The sequence below is a fragment of the Parabacteroides massiliensis genome (assembly GCF_900155425.1).
In the GTDB taxonomy this organism is placed as follows: domain Bacteria; phylum Bacteroidota; class Bacteroidia; order Bacteroidales; family Tannerellaceae; genus Parabacteroides; species Parabacteroides massiliensis.
In genome coordinates this window covers 51,760-68,534 of sequence record NZ_LT700192.1, presented here as the reverse complement: position 1 = coordinate 68,534, position 16,775 = coordinate 51,760, and the positions used below count along the sequence as shown (strand labels likewise).

Annotated in this window: 15 protein-coding genes and 1 pseudogene; 9 read left to right on the top strand and 7 right to left on the bottom strand. The window is 46.1% G+C overall.

What is annotated here, in order from left to right; genetic code table 11:
• Positions 1–184: 184 nt before the first annotated feature.
• The 5 genes from nusB (at position 185) to BQ9893_RS19080 (ending at position 3,707) form a co-directional block, all read left to right on the top strand.
• Positions 185–1,111 carry a transcription antitermination factor NusB gene (nusB, locus tag BQ9893_RS19100; protein WP_075967525.1) on the top strand — a complete coding sequence of 309 codons (927 nt, stop codon included), beginning with the start codon at positions 185–187 and terminating at the stop codon, positions 1,109–1,111.
• Between the two features lie 62 nt (positions 1,112–1,173).
• Entirely contained in the window at positions 1,174–1,485 is a 312-nt protein-coding gene (gene yajC, locus BQ9893_RS19095) for a preprotein translocase subunit YajC (protein WP_005647768.1), read from the top strand.
• Between the two features lie 13 nt (positions 1,486–1,498).
• Positions 1,499–2,512: a CdaR family protein gene (locus BQ9893_RS19090; protein WP_075967524.1), complete on the top strand. Its 1,014-nt coding sequence runs from the start codon at positions 1,499–1,501 to the stop codon at positions 2,510–2,512.
• Positions 2,505–3,092: a dephospho-CoA kinase gene (coaE, locus tag BQ9893_RS19085; RefSeq protein ID WP_075967523.1), complete on the top strand. Its 588-nt coding sequence runs from the start codon at positions 2,505–2,507 to the stop codon at positions 3,090–3,092. Before BQ9893_RS19090 ends, coaE begins: the two co-directional genes overlap by 8 nt.
• A gap of 174 nt (positions 3,093–3,266) precedes the next feature.
• Positions 3,267–3,707, top strand: coding sequence for a DUF5606 family protein (locus BQ9893_RS19080; protein WP_075967522.1), 441 nt, complete (start codon positions 3,267–3,269; stop codon positions 3,705–3,707).
• A 120-nt stretch (positions 3,708–3,827) separates the two neighbouring features.
• Here BQ9893_RS19080 and BQ9893_RS22370 read toward each other — a convergent pair whose 3' ends face one another.
• Together BQ9893_RS22370 and lon are read right to left on the bottom strand one after the other, a co-directional pair.
• Positions 3,828–3,956, bottom strand: coding sequence for a hypothetical protein (locus BQ9893_RS22370; protein ID WP_262497394.1), 129 nt, complete (start codon positions 3,954–3,956; stop codon positions 3,828–3,830).
• 301 nt (positions 3,957–4,257) lie between these two features.
• Positions 4,258–6,720 carry an endopeptidase La gene (gene lon, locus BQ9893_RS19070; RefSeq protein ID WP_075967520.1) on the bottom strand — a complete coding sequence of 821 codons (2,463 nt, stop codon included), beginning with the start codon at positions 6,718–6,720 and terminating at the stop codon, positions 4,258–4,260.
• Positions 6,721–6,916: 196 nt separating this feature from the next.
• On the opposite strand from lon, the gene BQ9893_RS19065 reads away from it, so the two are divergent.
• On the top strand, positions 6,917–7,633 hold the full coding sequence (locus BQ9893_RS19065; protein WP_075967519.1) for a tRNA1(Val) (adenine(37)-N6)-methyltransferase: 717 nt from the start codon (positions 6,917–6,919) through the stop codon (positions 7,631–7,633).
• Here BQ9893_RS19065 and BQ9893_RS19060 read toward each other — a convergent pair.
• The gene (locus BQ9893_RS19060) at positions 7,618–8,589 is read right to left on the bottom strand and encodes a diacylglycerol/lipid kinase family protein (protein ID WP_075967518.1); all 972 of its coding nucleotides are present in this window, start codon (positions 8,587–8,589) and stop codon (positions 7,618–7,620) included. The two genes, BQ9893_RS19065 and BQ9893_RS19060, sit on opposite strands and share 16 nt — an antisense overlap.
• 194 nt (positions 8,590–8,783) lie before the next feature.
• On the opposite strand from BQ9893_RS19060, the gene spt reads away from it, so the two are divergent.
• The 3 genes from spt to gldH all read left to right on the top strand — a co-directional run bounded on the left by spt (position 8,784) and on the right by gldH (position 11,981).
• Positions 8,784–9,971, top strand: coding sequence for a serine palmitoyltransferase (spt, locus tag BQ9893_RS19055; RefSeq protein WP_075967517.1), 1,188 nt, complete (start codon positions 8,784–8,786; stop codon positions 9,969–9,971).
• Positions 9,972–10,126: 155 nt separating this feature from the next.
• Positions 10,127–11,530: a PSP1 domain-containing protein gene (locus BQ9893_RS19050; RefSeq protein WP_075967516.1), complete on the top strand. Its 1,404-nt coding sequence runs from the start codon at positions 10,127–10,129 to the stop codon at positions 11,528–11,530.
• Positions 11,445–11,981, top strand: a complete 537-nt coding sequence (gene gldH, locus BQ9893_RS19045) for a gliding motility lipoprotein GldH (protein WP_075967515.1) — start codon at positions 11,445–11,447, stop codon at positions 11,979–11,981. The genes BQ9893_RS19050 and gldH overlap by 86 nt, the downstream gene beginning before the upstream one ends.
• Before the next feature lie 32 nt (positions 11,982–12,013).
• Here the strand turns inward: gldH and rodA are convergent, their stop codons facing one another.
• From rodA to mreC, 4 genes and pseudogenes are all read right to left on the bottom strand, one after another.
• Positions 12,014–13,459 carry a rod shape-determining protein RodA gene (gene rodA, locus BQ9893_RS19040; protein WP_374046516.1) on the bottom strand — a complete coding sequence of 482 codons (1,446 nt, stop codon included), beginning with the start codon at positions 13,457–13,459 and terminating at the stop codon, positions 12,014–12,016.
• Positions 13,449–15,326: a penicillin-binding protein 2 gene (gene mrdA / locus BQ9893_RS19035; RefSeq protein WP_075967514.1), complete on the bottom strand. Its 1,878-nt coding sequence runs from the start codon at positions 15,324–15,326 to the stop codon at positions 13,449–13,451. Before mrdA ends, rodA begins: the two co-directional genes overlap by 11 nt.
• Complete coding sequence (mreD, locus tag BQ9893_RS19030) at positions 15,316–15,834, bottom strand: rod shape-determining protein MreD (RefSeq protein WP_075967513.1); 519 nt, start codon at positions 15,832–15,834, stop codon at positions 15,316–15,318. The genes mrdA and mreD overlap by 11 nt, the downstream gene beginning before the upstream one ends.
• Positions 15,827–16,682 (bottom strand): annotated as a pseudogene (gene mreC, locus BQ9893_RS19025) (rod shape-determining protein MreC). The gene mreD and the pseudogene mreC overlap by 8 nt, the downstream one beginning before the upstream one ends.
• Between the last annotated feature and the right edge of the window lie 93 nt (positions 16,683–16,775).

Genomic DNA, 16,775 nt, shown 5'->3' with positions numbered 1-16,775 from the left:
ACTTGCTTCAAATATGTGCATTTTTTTTTAACGACAACTATTTTAACGCATAAAAATGCGTTAAAATAATCAGAATATTACGAAATAATAAACAACACACAGAAAATTAGGCAAGACGGTGAACTTTTATAAAAAGAATAACTAACTTTGCAGCCAAATTTATAACAAGTAGTTCCTTCAAACGATGATCAACAGAATTTTAATCCGCATTAAAGTTTTACAGATAGTATATTCTTACTATCAAAACGGAAACAACGACCTCAAAGTAGCGGAAAACGAATTGCTTTTCAGCCTCAGAAAGTCTTATGACTTATATCATTATTTTCTTCTCCTAATTGTCGATGTCACAAACTTACAAAGACGCCTCTTGGATGCCCGTAAGAACAAGTATATGCCGACAGCAGCAGAACTGAACCCCAACACCCGCTTGATAGAAAATCGTTTTGCTGCACAATTAGCAGAAAACGAAATGCTTCAGAAATATGTGGCCGAACAGGGGCTTTCATGGGATAATGACGAAGACTTCATCAGGATGGTGCTCGACCTGATCTTATCGTCCGAACAATACAAGGAATACCTGGACAACGAAAACGATTCGTACGAAACAGACAAGGAATTCTGGCGCGTCGTATTCAAAAAACTGATCTGCGGCAATGAAGCGATCGATGAGTACCTGCAAGATAAAAGCATTTACTGGAACGACGACATCTCCATCATCGAAACATTTACGCTGAAAACGATCAAACAATTCGATGAAGCAGCCGGAAGCAAACAAAAATTGTTGCCGATGTTTAAAGATCTCGAAGACCAATCTTTCGCTATTAAATTATTCCGCCAAACATTGATGAAAGGAAGCGAATTCCGCGAACGCATCAACAAGCATATGAAAAACTGGGAAACTGAACGCATCGCCAATATGGACCTTATCATCATGCAGGTAGCGTTGGCCGAAATCATGACGTTCCCGACAATACCTATTAACGTGACGCTGAATGAATATATCGACACGGCCAAATACTACAGTACCCCGAAAAGCGGAACGTTTATCAACGGTATTTTAGATTCTGTCGTCAGCGAGTTAAAAAAAGAAAAGTTATTGCTCAAAGATTAATTATTATCCTTACATTTGTGTCAGTATCGAATTGATATTAACTTATTAATGTTTATAGTTATATGAGCTTACTTACTATTTTACTTCAGGCCGCCGGTGGAAGCCAGCAATGGTCCGGTATTTTGATGATGGTTGTTATTGTTGCGATCTTCTATTTCTTTATGATCCGTCCGCAACAAAAGAAACAAAAAGAAATTCAGAAAGCCCGTGAAGCCTTGAAAGCGGGAGACAAAGTGATCACCGCCGGAGGTATCTACGGAAAAATCAAAGAGATCGGTGATACATATATGTTGATTGAAATTTCTGATGGCGTACGCATCCGTGTAGACAAAACATCCGTGTTTGCATCTGCAGAGGACGCACAGCAAAAATAAACAACGGAACCATATGTCACGACTTGGACTAATCAAACAAACATTCAAGTCTGCCCGGATAGAGATTAAGGCTTTTCTTCGCCGTCAAGAGTGGAAAGAAGCCTTGATCTTTTTCTGTTTTATACTGTTGGCTTTCGGTTTCTGGCTCCTCCAGAGCCTGCAACAGGAGTATGAAATAGATATCAAGATTCCGGTCAAATACAAGAATGTGCCACCGGATATATCTTTCACTGAAACGCCTCCCGAAGCTATTACGGTCAAAGTGAAAGACAAAGGGAGCGTGTTGCTGAACTACTCCTTCGGCCGGTCGTTTGCCCCGATTGAGGCCAATATGAAAACAAAACCGGAAAAAGCAGGTAAACTGGCCATCAGCAGGAAAGAAATCGAAAGCGATATCAAGAAACAACTGATTGCGACTACTTCCCTGCTCGGTTTCGATCCTCAACATATCGACGCAGCCTACAGTAAACGCATGAAAAAGGAGATACCGGCCGTGTTCGAAGGGACTGTCCAAACGAACGCCGGCTTCAAAGTCTCAGGCGACATATCCATTACTCCCCATAACATCAGCGTTTACGCCAGTGATGTCGTTCTGGATACTTTGAAAGAGATAAAAACAGTCTATACCGAGATAAAAAAAGGAAACAAAACCGTCACACGCACCGTCCAACTGGAAAAAATAGACGGAGCCACTCTCGAACCGACAAGTGTGACCGTTACGATCCCGATAGAAGAGTATACGGAAAAGACGCTGGAGATACCGGTTATCTGCACCAATCTGCCACGCCATTATACCCTGCGCACATTCCCGTCTGTCGTGAAAGTAAGTTGTAGCGTCCCTCTTTCACGCTTCAAGGATGTCTCGGCGGATGATTTCGAAATACGGATCTCTTTTGCTGACCTGGAGCAAAGCGCTTCGGGAACATTACCTTTGCAACTGAACAAAAAACCGGGTTGGGTGGATGTCGCCACAATTTCACCGGACAGGATCGAATTTATATTGGAACAAACAAAATCAAATGATTAAGATAGGAATAACCGGAGGAATCGGGAGCGGCAAATCAGTGGTAGCCGCCTTATTGGAGTTATCAGGCATACCTGTGTATATCGCAGATACGGAAAGTAAGCGTCTGACGGCCTCCTCGCCCGTTATCAGGGAAAAACTGATTGCCCTGTTCGGAAAGGAACTTTATACGCCCGACGGTTTGGATAAAAAACGACTCGCCTCCCATATTTTCGGAACCCCGGAACGGCTTGAGCAGGTGAATGCAATCATTCATCCGGAAGTGAACCGCCACTTTCTCGCTTGGGCGGAGAGACAGAAAACCCCGGTATGCGCCATCGAGTCCGCTATCCTTTTCGAATCGGGTTTTAACCGGATTGTCGACACGACACTGATGGTCTATGCCCCGATGGAGATACGCATCGGGCGGGCGCTCGAACGCGATGCCGTTTCCCGCGAAGAGGTCATACGCCGTATCGAAAGCCAGTTGCCGGATGAAGTAAAGAAAGAGAAATCGGACTACGTGATCTTCAATGACGGAGAACAGGCTTTACTTCCGCAGATAAGTACTTTCCTTTCCGGACTAAAAACAAGAAAAACCTGACTTTCAATCTTATAACAAACGTAATAAGATAATAGAATCAGTTGAAGGATCGATTTACGCTTAGTGAATAATCATTAGAAACAAGAAAATATATTCAAAACTGCCGAAAATTCCCGGTAGTTATGTTACATTTGCACACTCAAAAGTTAAACACTATTAGAAAAACAAAGTATTATGTTGAAGACGATTTTGTCTATCTCGGGCAAACCGGGATTGTTTAAATTGGTTTCCCATGGGAAAAATATGCTGATTGTTGAGTCGTTAGCAGACAAGAAAAGAGTTCCTGCATACGCAAAAGATAAAGTAATTTCTCTGGGAGACATCGCTATCTACACAGATGAAGCAGAAGTCCCTTTGCATGAAGTTCTGACCAGCGTCAAAAATAAAGAAAACGGACAGCAAGCTTCTATTTCCACATCCGCCAAACCGGACGAACTGCGTGCTTATTTCGCAGAGATACTTCCCAATTTTGACCGTGAACGCGTATATCCGAGCGACATCAAGAAATTGATCTCCTGGTATAACATCTTGATCGGTGCCGGCATCACGGAATTCACTCCGGAAGAACCGGCAGCGGAAGAGGCTCCGGCTGAAGAAACAAAAGAAGAAGCATAATAGAGTCACAACCTGCCGGCACGTAAAGATACTTATTGTAGAAAACGCATTTTTCAGGCTCAAAAGAGAACTGGCATCAAACAAATGTTAATTTGCTTTTTCGACGTCAAAAAGGAACTTTCACCCACTGTCCGGCACTTCTTCGCAACGAAGACGGTCGTCATTCCATTTACAAGGGACTTCATCGCCACGAGAACGGTCGTCATATACAACGACAACGGACCTCACGGCGATGAAGTCCCTTGTCATTGTAAAAAACCGCGCACCTCACGGCAACAAGCCCCTAAAATACCGTTGGAATATTTGGGACACCACCCGATTTATCTGAAAATATCCGATTCTCCGGAAGATAAGATTTATCACTTTGCACGCGTTTTCCTCTTCCGGTAACCAAATCGCCAGCTTTCCTAAACGACCTCAGCGCCTCATTTTTCCTGTAGTCAAAAAAAGCAACCGAAACCCGGAAAAAAGTCAATCCAAAACATACCCGGATTTCGGATGAAATAGGGAAATAGCCTGAAAAGGGGTTATTGTAAAAAATATATAACCTTTAGAACAACGGATTAGCTACTTTTTCCTTCAACAAGGCCAAATCGACTACTTGGCGGATATCATCCACATAATGGAAAGTCAGTCCTTTCAGATAGTCGGGCTTGATCTCTTCGATATCTTTCCTATTCTCTTGACAGAGGATCAGTTCCTTGATGCCGGCACGTTTGGCAGCCAGTATCTTTTCCTTGATGCCGCCTACCGGAAGGACTTTGCCGCGCAGCGTGATCTCACCGGTCATAGCCAGGTTACTGCGCACCTTACGCTGCGTAAAGGCAGACACCAATGAAGTTACCATCGTGATACCGGCACTCGGACCGTCTTTCGGAATCGCTCCTTCCGGCACATGGATATGTACATTCCAGTTTTCAAACATATCTTCGTCGATACCGAACAATCCGGCATGCGAATGAATATATTCGAGTGCCAACATGGCAGATTCTTTCATCACGTCACCTAAGTTACCTGTCAAAGTGAGCTTCGACCCCTTTCCTTTGCTCAAACTGGATTCCACAAACAGGATTTCACCGCCGACAGCCGTCCAAGCAAGCCCGGTTACGACACCGGCATAGTCATTTCCCTGGTATTTATCACGCGAATATTCGACTGCTCCCAAATAATCATGCAAGTCTTCGGGACGTATCTGTGCCGGAAGTTCTTCTCCTGACGCCAGTTTGCGGGCCAGCTTACGCATGATCTTGGCAATCTTTTTGTCCAATTCACGCACACCGCTCTCGCGGGTATAGGATTCGATGATCGCCTGCAATGTCTTTTTCGGGAACTTCACTTTGCCTTTCGACAGACCGTGGATCTCCAACTGCTTCGGAACCAAATGGCGGGCAGCGATTTCTACTTTCTCCTCCATGATATAGCCACTCACCTCGATCAGCTCCATACGGTCCAGCAACGGCTGGGAAATCGTGTTCAGGTTATTGGCGGTCGCGATAAACATAACTTTGCTCAGGTCATAATCTATATCCAAATAATTGTCATGGAAAGCGTTGTTCTGCTCCGGATCCAACACCTCAAGCAAAGCGGAAGCGGGATCGCCTTTGAAATCATTCGTCACCTTGTCGATCTCGTCAAGAATAAACACAGGGTTTGAAGTTCCGGCTTTCTGGAGATTCTGGATGATACGTCCGGACATCGCGCCGATATAGGTACGACGATGACCGCGTATCTCCGCTTCGTCATGCAGGCCGCCCAACGAGACCCGGACATACTTACGGTGCAAGGCTTCTGCGATCGATTTTCCCAACGAAGTCTTGCCGACTCCCGGAGGTCCGAACAGGCAGATTATGGGCGACTTCATATCTCCCTTCAGCTTCAGTACGGCCAAATGTTCGATGATACGTTCTTTCACCTTTTCCAGCCCATAATGGTCGCGATCCAAGACTTTCTGCGCATGGGCAAGATTGAAATTATCTTTGCTGTATTCGTTCCATGGCAGATTGACGATCGTCTGTACATATTGTGTCTGGATGGAAAAATCAGGAGATTGCGGATGCAGGCGTTCCAGCTTGCGAACCTCTTTCTCAAATGTTTCGGCCACAGCAGGCGGCCATTTTTTCCGGGCTGCCTTCTCACGCAGTTCCTTTATCTCCAACTCATTGATGTTTCCGCCCAGTTCTTCCTGGATTGTCTTGATCTGCTGTTGGAGGAAATATTCTTTCTGCTGCTGGTTTATATCCTCGTGCGTCTTCATCTGGATGGATGTTTTCAATTCCACCAACTGATACTCCCGGTTCAAGATGAACAAAAGACGGTATGCACGGTCTTTCAGGTTACCGATCAACAACAGATCTTGTTTTTCCGACGATCCGTTGGGAACGTTACAACAAGAGAAATTAATCAGGTAAAGAATATTTTTGTTATTCCGTATTGAAAATATCAAGTCGCGAGGCGGCTCGGATGTAGCACCGAGCATCTTGATTGTCAAATCCTTGATAGTCGAGACAAGTGCTTCGAATTCACGATCGGACTTGTCCGGCATGACGTCTTCGAGCAGTTTGATCTTTCCGGTCAGGTAGGGATCGTAAGTAGAAAGTTCTTCCAGTTGGAAACGCTTCTTTCCTTGCAGGATCACGGTCGTCGTTCCGTCCGGCATTTCGAGCACACGGACAATGTCTGCCACTACTCCTGTCGTATACAGATCTTCTATCTTCGGGTCTTCCGTATCCATATCCTTCTGGCAAACCACTCCGATCAGGCTTTTCTTATGGGCTGCCTCCTTAATCAAGCGCATGGATTTAGGACGCCCTATCATGACCGGCATAGCTACCCCCGGAAACAACACCATATTCCGAAGCGGAAGAATAGGCAGTTCCTCTCCCACCTTTTCCATTCCTTCAGTAAAGTCTTCATCAACATCACAATCCGTGAGGATAGGCATTACGATACCAATATTATCATCCAAGTCGTTGTACGACTCCTCGGCAAACATCGTTACTTTATCTTTCTTCATATATTCTTTGTCATAGTTGCGGAATATTCATTTATCACCCGCAATTCTATTTTATACAATAAACGTGCCAAAGTTACTGTTTTTAACTCAAATCCGACTACTTTTGCACAAAACAATTGACAATGGACCATGTGACTATGAACAATTACTCAGTCCACACCAATTGTCAATTGTCAATTACTAATTGTCAATTGCTATGTCAAATCCTTTTTTCCAATTCAAACAGTTTACCATCCGCCATGATAAATGTGCGATGAAAGTAGGGACCGACGGTGTTCTGCTCGGAGCATGGGCCGGAATAGAATCATGCAACCGCATACTGGACATCGGAACAGGAACCGGACTGATCGCCCTGATGTTGGCACAACGCAGCAAAGCTGTTATCGACGCCATCGACATAGATGCCGATGCTTGCCTCCAGGCACAGGAAAACACAGAATCTTCTTCCTTTGCCGGACGGATAAATGTCCGGCATTCCGCCTTGGCCGATTTCGCACAAGCCGGCACGAATCTATATGACCTGATTGTATCCAATCCCCCTTATTTCGTCGACTCGTTGAAATGTCCCGACCGGAAGCGAAACACGGCCCGCCATACCGACACGCTGACATTGGAAGATTTGTTGCAGGACAGCCGAAAACTGCTTGCCCCGCAGGGACGCATCGCTCTCATCTTGCCCTACGATCAAAAAGAACGTCTTGCGGATTGCATCCGGACATACCATCTGTTTCTATCGAAAGAGACCTCCGTCATTCCCGTGCCCGGTGCCGAGCCGAAACGGTTGTTAGTCGAACTGACGGCAGAATCGACCACTCCTTTCACATGCTCCGACCAACTGACCATCGAGATTGCAAGGCATCAATACACCGACGAGTATATCAGCCTGACCAAAGATTTTTATCTGAAGATGTAAGGGAGTTTCTTATCGAAGAAGCGGGTTACTTCGCCAAACAGGTTCTGCACCTCTTCCGTAAAGGAAACAGTTTCGGGAGTCAATACATTCAATGATTTAGGAAGAACGGATATCTCGATCCGGCTGTCTGCCATGACTGGTTCGCCGTCCAGATGCATGACTCCCGGCTTCTGGCGGATGATCGTAACCTCTTTTCCTTTGAATGTCTTGATCTTGCTATTCCGGTCGATCTGCTTCGTAAACAATTGGATCGCCAAGGGCGCTATGTCCAACGGCCCGAAAGGAGAAAGGATCGTTATGTCCATCTCACCATCCTGAATATTGGCATGGGGGGCGATAAACGCATTATTACCATATTGGGAAGCATTTCCGCAAGCCACCAGAAACGCCTTTTCCTTGACCGTCTGGTTATCGATCAAAAGTTCATAAGGTTCGGGCCGGTAACTCAGATATTCCTCCACCGTGTTCTTTATATAAGTGAGTGACCCGCGGCGTTTCTCTCCGGCAAACTTCTGACTGACCGCCGCATCAAAACCGACTCCGCAGGTACAGAAAAAAATACGTCCGTTCGCCTTGCAACAGTCAATTGTCGAAATGTGCCCTTTTGCTATCAGGTCGATCGCCCGGCGTGCATCCATCGGAATATGTAATTCACGTGCCAGGCCGTTGCCGGAACCTTTCGGGATAATTCCTAACACAGCATCCGAATGGAGCATGGCACGGGCTATCTCGTTCACAGTTCCGTCTCCCCCGACGGCAATCACACAATTAGCACCTTTCTCAAGTGCTTGCCGCGTCAATTCGCTGGCATGCCCGGGATATTCCGTAAAAGAAATTTCCACACTTCTATTTCCGCCCGCAAATGCAGTCTCAATCATTTTCGGAATCTTCCTTTTCGAACCGACACCCGATATCGGATTTATAATGGCCTGTATGCTGATTGCTTGTCCCTCCATTCTAACTGTTACTTACTTTGAAGGGACAAAAATAATGCTTTTGTAAAACTTTTAAAGCATTTCGGCTACTATAAGTTATTTTTTTACTACTTTTGCAGCTGGATTTGCCGAAACATAAATATTATGTAGTAAGCAAATCCGGATTCTTTTAGAATAACAACGTAGCGAGAAAATCATTCTCTGTTAATTATAATATGAAACTTTTACAAGAGAAACTATCAAAGTACGATGCTCCTCAACGGGCCATGGCCGCAGGAATTTATCCATACTTCAGAATGATTGAAAGTGATCAGGATACAGAAGTAACGATCAGCGGTAAAAAGGTCCTGATGTTTGGTTCTAATGCCTATTTAGGCCTGACAAACCATCCGAAAGTAAAAGAGGCAGCTATTGATGCCATTAAGAAATATGGTACGGGTTGTGCCGGTTCGCGTTTCCTGAACGGAACGCTGGATTTGCACATTCAGTTGGAAAAACGTCTGGCCGAATTTGTCGGTAAGGAAGATGCCATTGTTTATTCTACTGGATTTCAGGTAAACTTAGGTGTAGTATCCTGCCTGACAGGACGTGAAGACTATATCATCTGGGACGAGTTGGATCATGCATCTATCATTGAAGGACACCGTCTTTCTTTCTCCACCAAACTGAAATACAAACATAACGACATTGAGTCTCTGGAAAAGCAGCTCCAGAAATGCGAACCCGACAAAGTGAAGCTGATCGTTATCGACGGTGTGTTCAGTATGGAAGGCGACATTGCCAAATTACCGGAAATCGTGGCGTTGGCTAAGAAATATAATGCAAGCGTAATGGTTGACGAAGCTCACGGCCTGGGTGTTTTGGGCGATCACGGCCGGGGAACTTGTAATCACTTCGGTGTGACTGACGATGTAGACCTGATCATGGGTACATTCAGCAAGTCACTTGCTTCTATCGGCGGTTTCATCGCCTCGGATAAAGAGACAATCAATTATCTCCGTCACAATTCCCGCTCCTATATATTCAGTGCAAGCAACACTCCTGCCGCTACTGCTGCTGCCGGTGCGGCACTCGATATCATGTTGAGCGAACCTGAACGCATCGAGCATCTGTGGAAACTGACTCACTATGCATTGGATGGATTCCGCAACATGGGCTGTGAAATCGGTCATACTTCAACGCCGATCATCCCGTTGTTTATCCGCGACAACGATCTGACATTCCTGATTGTAAAAGAATTATTCGAAGCCGGTATTTTCGTAAACCCGGTAGTTTCTCCGGCTGTTGCGCCTGAAGATACGCTGATCCGCTTCTCACTGATGGCGACTCACACGATCGAACAGCTCAACTACGCATTGGAAGCAATTCACAAAGTATTCAAAAACCACGGGCTGGTTAAATAAATCAGTACGGGTCATGATAAAGAAAAGGGCAAAACGGAGTTTTCTGTTTTGCCCTTTCTCTTTATAATTCATTCTACATTTGCTACGAACCAAATATTTTACGTATTTTTGCGTAATTGTACACACTATACATACATTATATATATACCGGACAAATGGATTTTAAATTAAATACAGGAAGTTGCTGCATGGGTAAAAAGGGATGCAGCAAGATACAAAATAATAAACTGAATACCTATGATTGGCTTTGCGACGTGCCCGATGCGGCAAACGCAACCGATTACGTGGAAGTACAGTTTAAGAACACCCGTAAAGGGTATTACCTCAACAGTTCCAAAATACCTCTGGAAAAAGGAGATTTAGTCGCAGTGGAAGCCAGCCCCGGACATGACATCGGGACCGTGACACTGACCGGCAAACTCGTCCTCCTTCAGATGAAAAAGAACAATGTCCGCACCGGCGAAGGTTATGAGCCTAAGAAAGTTTATCGCAAAGCCAAACCGACCGATATCGAGAAATATGAAGAGGCGAAGGCTAAGGAACATGCCACGATGATCCGTTCACGACAGATCGCGGCCGACTTAGGACTGAATATGAAGATCGGGGACGTTGAATACCAGGGTGACGGCAACAAGGCAATCTTTTATTATATTGCCGACGAGCGTGTCGACTTCCGCCAGTTGATCAAAGTACTTGCCGAAGCCTTCCGGGTCCGCATCGAAATGAAGCAGATCGGCGCCCGCCAGGAAGCCGGACGTATCGGCGGTATCGGTCCTTGCGGACGCGAATTGTGCTGCTCAAGTTGGATGACGAGTTTCGTGTCGGTTGCTACCGGAGCCGCCCGCTATCAGGATATTTCCATGAATCCCCAAAAGTTGGCCGGCCAATGCGCCAAGCTGAAATGTTGCATCAACTACGAAGTAGACACCTATGTGGAAGCACAAAAGCGTTTACCGTCCCGCGAAGTGGTACTGGAGACAAAAGACAATACCTATTATCACTTTAAAACGGATATCTTCAAACGGGAAATCACCTACTCTACAGATAAATCTTTCGCAGCCAATTTGGTTACGATCCCGGCCAGCCGTGCCTTCGACGTGATCAACATGAACAAGAAAGGCATGAAGCCCGTCACGCTCGAAGCCGATACCAAACCGCAACCGCCTAAACGCGATGCGCAGGATATCTTGGGACAGGACAGTGTTACCCGTTTCGATTCTTCCCTGAAAAAGAAGAAAAAGAGACGCAGTGGAAACGGCAACAAGGAAAATAACGGCAACAAGGAAAACCTTCCGAAAGAAGCCGCAACCAACAATGGCAACGAAGGGAACAACAAACCCGCCAACGGAGAAAAAGCGAACGTCAACAACGGTAACGAAAATAAAAACGGAAAAGGAAACGGTAGCAAGAACGGAAACCGTAACCGTAACAGACCGCGTCCGAACCGAGTAAATAACGATAAGCAACCGAATAATGACAAACCTCAGCAACAAGCTAAGCCCGCTGCCAAACCGGACTCCAAGCCGGAAAGCAAGCCGAACACAAAGCCGGAAGCTTAAAGGAATCATTACCGCACTGACTTGTTTCCTGTTCTTTTCCTGCGAAAACCCGGCCTTATACGACCAGTATCAGGCGATCAACGACATTACGTGGGAAAAGGACAAGGAATACTATTTCACTTTCGAGGTGAAAGATATATCTGTTCCTTACGACCTGACACTGGAAGTAAGGAACAATAATTTGTACCCTTATCAGAACTTATGGCTTTTCTGTAGTGAAGAGCGGCCGATCGGCCCGCTTCGTCGGGACACTATCGAATGTATGCTTGCCGATGAATTCGGCAAATGGCACGGACATGGCATTTCTTTATATCAAAGCAGCTTTCCCATTCATTCGCGATACAAATTCCCGTATGCCGGGCAATATACATTCAGTTTCCGCCAAGGAATGCGTGACGATGCCCTGAAAGGAATACAGGAAATCGGTTTCTCGGTCCGCCCTTCCCGTTGACGACTTACTCGTACAACCCAAACACCCGCTTGCTACCGCTCCCTTCTGGAAGCATCCAAACGAAGGAAGATAAAGAGCAGGATCGTGAATCCCCAAAGAGAAGAACCGCCGTAGCTAAAAAAAGGCAACGGAATGCCGATCACAGGTGTAAGCCCCGTCACCATCCCGATATTAATGGCCAAATGGAAGAAAAAGATAGAAGCGACACTATAGCCGTATACCCGATTGAAAGTGGAACTTTGCCGCTCTGCCAGCACGATCAGGCGCAGGATCAGAAATCCGAACAACAATAGAACAGCCGAGGCGCCGACAAACCCTTGCTCTTCACCCACCGTACAAAAGATAAAATCGGTATCCTGTTCAGGTACATACTTCAGCTTGGTCTGCGTACCATTCAGAAAACCCTTTCCGGTGAACCCACCCGAACCGATCGCGATTTTCGACTGGTTCACATTATAGCCGGCACCGCTCGGATCATTTTCCAAACCCAATGAAACCTTGATGCGTTTCTGTTGGTGCGGTTCCAGAATATCGGTAAACACATAATCCACCGAATACATAAAAGCCAGCGATCCCAAAGCAAAGACAGCTATCAACACGTAATGCCATACCCAGTAGCGGACAGAAAGGAAAATCAGATAGCAGACGACTAGCAAGACCAGCCCGATCGATATCAGGGAATAATCGACCGGCATAAAGAAAGAAGCGGCATACCCACCTAAATAAGCAACCCCGGCAGTACCCGATATCACCAGTATCGCACGGGTATCTTTCCTTTCTATTTGTATCAGAAAAACCGTGATCAACAGAATCAAAGAAGAGACAAGCAACTCTCCCATCGCTGTAGCTCCCGCCGTTACATCCGAAAACTTCATGCTGACGACAAAAATGACAACAGCACAGACCCCCGACAAAAGGATATATCCTGACATTCCCTCCCGGTATAACATCAGGAAGAAAGCCAGGTAAACCAATGCCGAGCCGGTCTCCTGTTGCAACAGGATACAAACCATCGGCAGAAATATCAACGACAAAACGAGCATGAAGTTTTTTGGAGTAGTCAGCTTGAAACCATAGGTATTCATCAGTTTCGCAACAGCAAGCGCTGTCGCGAACTTGGCAAACTCCGCCGGCTGCAACCTGACAGGCCCCAAAACGAGCCACGAATGGGAACCTTTTATATTCGGAGCCAGAAAGATCGTCGCAATCAGCAACACGATGACACCGGCATATATCAGATAGGCAAAGACGTCAAAAAACTCACTCTCCAGCATCAGGATCACAAAAATCAAGCCGACCGACAGCCCCATCCACATCAATTGCGAACCGGGACGCCCCGACAAATCAAACAGCCCCACGTTATCGAATTCATAACTGGCGCCACAAATGCTGAACCAACCGGCAACGATCAACACCACATAAAGGATGATCGTCAACCAGTCAACCGTCTTCCATATTTCAGTCTTCCTATAACTCACGATTCGGTAAAGATAAAACGTTTGGTGATACAACTGCATTCGACATCGTCTCTTCCAGCAACTTGCTCTCTTCCGACAGCTCGCCCTTCAGATACTTCTCCATCATCAGCTTGCCGATCGGCACGCCGTAAGTCGCACCGAAACCGCCATTCTCCACATACACGCAGATGGCGACCTTCGGATTCTGATAAGGGGCAAAACCGATAAAAGCCGAATGGTCTTTCCCATGCGGATTCTCGGCCGTACCTGTCTTGCCGCAGACTTCGATATCCGTTATTGCCGCCCCCCGGCAAGTCCCGCCTATAACGGCATTTCTCATGCCTTCGGCTACAATTTCATAATTTTTGCGTTCCACCATCGTGTAGCGTTTATTCGTATAAAGAGAATCCAACGGCGTGTCCTGCACCTCTTTCACGACATGCGGAGTAATAAAATACCCCCGGTTGGCAATAGTTGCCGCCAGATTACAAATCTGCAAAGGCGTAGCCAGCACTTCACCCTGCCCGATCGCAATGGAGATGACGGTACTGGAACTCCAGCGTTTACCATGATATTTATCATAATACTCGCTGTTCGGCAAAAAGCCTCTATTCTCCCCAGGCAAGTCAATGCCCAACTTATAGCCGTATCCCATAGAAACCTGATAGTTCTTCCAAACTTCAAAAGCCTCTCCCACGCTCGGATAACGCCGGCGGCTATCGATCATGTCACGCAATCCCCAACAAAAAAAGGAGTTGCAGGAGGTAGCCAGTGCATAGGTCACATTTAAAGGAGAAGCATGGCCGTGGCACGCCGGTTTACCGTTCCGGGCTCCTGTATATCCATGCGCACACGTGTACATGGTTGATGTCGTAATCACCCCTTCCTGAAGGAAAGTCAACGCCTGTGTCGGCTTGAATGTCGATCCCGGCGGATAACGCCCCATGATGGAACGGTCCAGCAAAGGTTTATCCGAGTTTTTCGACAGCATGACGTGATTTTTCCCCCTCTGGCGGCCGACCAACAAGTTCGGGTCATAAGAAGGCGAAGATACCAGACACAGCACTTCCCCCGTTTCCGGTTCGATCATGACAATGCTGCCCCTCTTGTTCTGCATCAGCTTTTCGCCCAAAGCCTGCAAATCCATATCGATCGAAAGCGTCAGATTCTTACCGGACACCGGAGCCATATCATGACGGCCTTCTTCATACCGTCCTTTTATACGCCCATGCGCATCGCGCAGCAGGATCTCCACGCCTTTCACTCCGCGTAAAACCTTTTCGTAAGACAACTCCACGCCTGAACGTCCGGCATTGTCTCCCTGCACATAATAAGGGTCCTTCTCTATATCTCCCCGGTTTACCTCCCCAATATTGCCCAACAGATTGGCACCATAAGGATATTCGTATTCCCGGATCGTACGGTTCTGAATATAAAAGCCGGGGAATTTATACAACTTTTCCTGCAGGACACCGCATTCCTGTGCAGAGAGGTGATTCATAAACACCTGCGGGACATAGGAAGAATAGCCCGGATTCAGCCGCCTGTTCTTGATTTCGGCAATACGTTTCACAAACAGTTCTTTTGTAATACCGAGGATATTGCAGAAGTCGAGCGTATCGAACGGTTGAATCTCACGCATGATCAGCATGACTTCATAAGAAGGTTGGTTATAGACCAGCAATTTCCCATTACGGTCATAAATGATGCCCCTGGAGGGGATCAATGTCTTTTTCTGAAATGCATTGCTGTCAGCCCACGCTTTATAATCGTTGTCCACCACTTGCAGGAAGAACAGACGAATGATAAAGATGAGAACCAGCAGAACAACAGCGCCGCCAATCACGAAACGCCTGTTCTCAAGAGTATACTTCGTATTAATCTCCACTTTTCTGGGACTCTATATTGAATGCTTCTATTGTACAAATTAATAAGGTCGTAGTCACCACACTCGCCACGATACGGATCGCCAGGAACAACGGGTCGAAAAGAGTCAGCGACTCGATCAAAAACAGCGTAACATGATGAATCGCGACAAAAAACAATGTGTAGCGGAAGAACCCGCCATATCCGAATGTTTTGTAAGAAGGATAAATTCCTTCCGGCAGTTCTTTTCCCATCAACAACTGAATCAACGGGTGACGAATAAAACCGGCCAGCGTACAAGCAAACGCATGCATTCCGGGCGTATTTGAAAAGATATCGATCACCAACCCGATCAGAAAAGAGAAAAACACTACATTCGTCTGTGAACTCCCCACCGGCATTTTCAGTATGAAATAAAGATACAAGAACGGCGTGGCCACACGCAGAAAATGGATATTGTTCAGGATCAAAACCTGAACCAACACCAACACCACAAAATAGATGAAGCCTCGCAGTATATTGTTAATCATTCTTTTTAGCCTCCCTGCTCTATTCTTTTTTGCTCCGCCTGACGGTAATTCTTTATGATACGCACATTGTTCAAAGCCTGAAAATCAGTAGCCAGTTCCACTTCAAGCGAATAGAAATTATCATCATGCTGTTTCTCGAAATTCACAACTTTACCCACAATAATACCGGATGGGAAAATAGCGGAATAACCGCTCGTCACGATCGTATCTCCAAGCTCAAACTCCACATGGCGCGGCAATTCGTCCAGATTGGCAAAACGCGCATTACGCCCGTTCCAACTCAATGTTCCGAAATAACTGCTTCCCAGCACTTTGCAACTCAACTTAAACTTCGGGTTCAACAGAGGAATCACAACGGAAAAATGGTCGGAAACCGTCGACACGATTCCCACGACACCCCGTTCGGAGACAACCCCCATGTCAGGCTCCACTCCATCCTTACGGCCTTTGTTCACTGTGATATAATTGGACAAATGCGTGACACTGTTGTTCACGACATCAGCCAACACAAAACTATACGGAAACTGTTCGGTCGAGTCAGACGCAAAACCGGTAAAGAGGACCGTGTCGGCTCGCATCATCTCCAACTGATCCTGTAATTCGAGCAACTCCATTTCAAGCTGCCCGTTACGCTCCAGAAGCTCCCGGTTTATGTCGCGCAGGTTCAGGTAGGAAGTCACAAAGCCGGAGACAGAAGCAATATGTCCCGTTATCACATTTGCCGAACTGAACATAATGTTCCGTTGGTACGCATTATTGCGATAAACCAGCATCAACGATATGATCTCAAGCAAAATGAACAAGAACCAATGCCTCTTTCTGACTAAAAAATCCAGGAGTTTACGCATAATCAGTTGAAAATTGAAAATTGAAAGTTGAAAGTTGAATATTCAGCAAGTGTACCACCCGTTTACATTCAACTTTCAACTCTCAACTTTCAA

Coding starts and splice junctions, on each gene's coding strand:
- lon (WP_075967520.1), bottom strand. CDS start 6,720: ATGAAGAAAGATAAAGTAACGATGTTTGCCGAGGAGTCGTACAACGAC.
- nusB (WP_075967525.1), top strand. CDS start 185: ATGATCAACAGAATTTTAATCCGCATTAAAGTTTTACAGATAGTATAT.
- BQ9893_RS19090 (WP_075967524.1), top strand. CDS start 1,499: ATGTCACGACTTGGACTAATCAAACAAACATTCAAGTCTGCCCGGATA.
- BQ9893_RS19060 (WP_075967518.1), bottom strand. CDS start 8,589: ATGGAGGGACAAGCAATCAGCATACAGGCCATTATAAATCCGATATCG.
- spt (WP_075967517.1), top strand. CDS start 8,784: ATGAAACTTTTACAAGAGAAACTATCAAAGTACGATGCTCCTCAACGG.
- mreD (WP_075967513.1), bottom strand. CDS start 15,834: ATGATTAACAATATACTGCGAGGCTTCATCTATTTTGTGGTGTTGGTG.
- BQ9893_RS19050 (WP_075967516.1), top strand. CDS start 10,127: ATGGATTTTAAATTAAATACAGGAAGTTGCTGCATGGGTAAAAAGGGA.
- BQ9893_RS19065 (WP_075967519.1), top strand. CDS start 6,917: ATGTCAAATCCTTTTTTCCAATTCAAACAGTTTACCATCCGCCATGAT.
- gldH (WP_075967515.1), top strand. CDS start 11,445: ATGACAAACCTCAGCAACAAGCTAAGCCCGCTGCCAAACCGGACTCCA.
- BQ9893_RS19080 (WP_075967522.1), top strand. CDS start 3,267: ATGTTGAAGACGATTTTGTCTATCTCGGGCAAACCGGGATTGTTTAAA.
- coaE (WP_075967523.1), top strand. CDS start 2,505: ATGATTAAGATAGGAATAACCGGAGGAATCGGGAGCGGCAAATCAGTG.
- BQ9893_RS22370 (WP_262497394.1), bottom strand. CDS start 3,956: ATGACAAGGGACTTCATCGCCGTGAGGTCCGTTGTCGTTGTATATGAC.
- yajC (WP_005647768.1), top strand. CDS start 1,174: ATGAGCTTACTTACTATTTTACTTCAGGCCGCCGGTGGAAGCCAGCAA.